Here is a 1,717-nt window from a genome sequence, read left to right as displayed (position 1 = left end):
TGAAGTGCCCCCCGTCAAGTAGACAGTACAAAAAACAAAAGCATTTGATGCCGCTAACCCTTTTATGGTTGGCGGTATTTTTTATGCTGCAATATTTGATAGATATTGCCTGTATTCAAGCGGTGTCATACAATCCAGTCGCTTCTGATACCGCCCGTTGTTATAGAAATCTATATATTCAGATACTGCGGATTCAAGCTCTTCATAGGAATCAAACTTCCTTAGGTAATACATCTCTGACTTCAACATTCCCCAGAAGGCTTCCATTGGGCCATTGTCAATGCAACGAGATACTCGCGACATGCTCTGTACCATCCCTGCGTCGTCCAGCTTCTTTCTGAAGTGTTTTGATGTATATTGAAACCCGCGATCACTATGAAAAATTGGTGTAACACTTGGATGCGCTTGCTGTGCCAAATCAAATGTTTTGAAGACAAGTGCATTGTTATTTGAGTGCCCCAAAACAAATGAGACGATACTTTTATCGCCAAGATCAAGGATAGCGCTGAGATAGGCTTTGCCTGCCGTTCCATACTTCATTTCCGTCACATCCGTAAGCCACTTTTCTCCAAAACGTACTGCTTCAAAGTTTCGACTCAGAATATTTTCAGCAGTTATTTCAGGAGTTGACTTAATATATCTCTTACGCTTTCTACGGCAAACCGACTTCAGTCCTAGAATCCGCATAATTCTATACACTCTTTTATGATTAACTTTAAAATCTTGTTCTCTATTCAATTTAATCGTCATCTGCCGGTAGCCCAAGATGCCGCTGCGTTCTTCGTATGCATCTCGTATTAACGTTGCTAAGCCTCTATTAAATGCCTCGCTTCTGCTTACTTTACGATTGAGCCATTTATAATAAGACGACCTTGGAACCTCTGCGAGGTTACATAATTCAACAACGGAGTATCCTTTAGTATCATGAAGGATCTTGATCACTTTGTAGATCGCTTCAAATCTTAGGGCGCTTAAGACCGCCTCCTTTCTATTTCCTCCAGCTTTTTTAGAAAGTCTATCTCCATTTGCTTTCTTCTGTTTTCAGCCTCTAGAAGCTTATTCTGAGCCCTTAATTTTTCTAACTCGGACATCTGGTCTTCTGGCTTATTTTTGCCTCGTCTGTCCTGTAAAGCTTCTACGCCGCTGCTTTCATACTTTTGAGTCCATGAATAGACTTGTTGGTATGACACCTTATAATGCTGCGCAGTTCCGTTGTAATCTCTATTGTGCTCGATGCAATATTTAACAATTTCTATGCGCTCATCTAAAGTTGTTTTGCGTCTCTTGGTCATGAGAACCCCTCCTGATTGAGAAGATTTGATTGCTTCATGACCATTATACTGCCTTATCCAGTTAAGTAGTTGACTATGTGATCTAATTGCATATTTAGCTTGAATATCCCGTAAAGAGGCATTCCCCTCAAAATATTCTTTAACGGCAGCAATTTTTAAGTCTCGACTATATGGAGTGTTTTGGGAGGTTGTTAACAATACGTGCGCACCTACGTGCTTGTACATTTTCACCCAGGATTGTAATGATGATTTATCAACTGATATTTCTTTTGCGATAGTTGAAAAACTTCCTAATCCATTTATATAGCGCTGGACTGCTTGAATCTTTTCCTCATAACTGACCTTTGATTTTCTTTTCATAGAAAAACTCCCCTTGCAGCGACAGTTTTATTATTTCAACTGTCTACTACAAAGGGAGCATATCA

At 39.9% G+C, this 1,717-nt stretch carries 2 protein-coding genes; both read right to left on the bottom strand.

Features of this window, described 5'->3' with window-relative positions:
- Window positions 1–81: 81 nt before the first annotated feature.
- Window positions 82–942: an IS3 family transposase gene (locus BLP63_RS16630; RefSeq protein WP_092593592.1), complete on the bottom strand. Its 861-nt coding sequence runs from the start codon at window positions 940–942 to the stop codon at window positions 82–84.
- A gap of 29 nt (window positions 943–971) precedes the next feature.
- Window positions 972–1,652, bottom strand: a complete 681-nt coding sequence (locus BLP63_RS16625) for a helix-turn-helix domain-containing protein (RefSeq protein WP_092593590.1) — start codon at window positions 1,650–1,652, stop codon at window positions 972–974.
- Window positions 1,653–1,717: the final 65 nt, after the last annotated feature.

The sequence above is a fragment of the Acidaminobacter hydrogenoformans DSM 2784 genome, from assembly GCF_900103005.1.
Taxonomy (GTDB): Bacteria; Bacillota; Clostridia; order Peptostreptococcales; family Acidaminobacteraceae; genus Acidaminobacter; species Acidaminobacter hydrogenoformans.
This window is presented reverse-complemented; position numbering and strand designations above follow the sequence as displayed.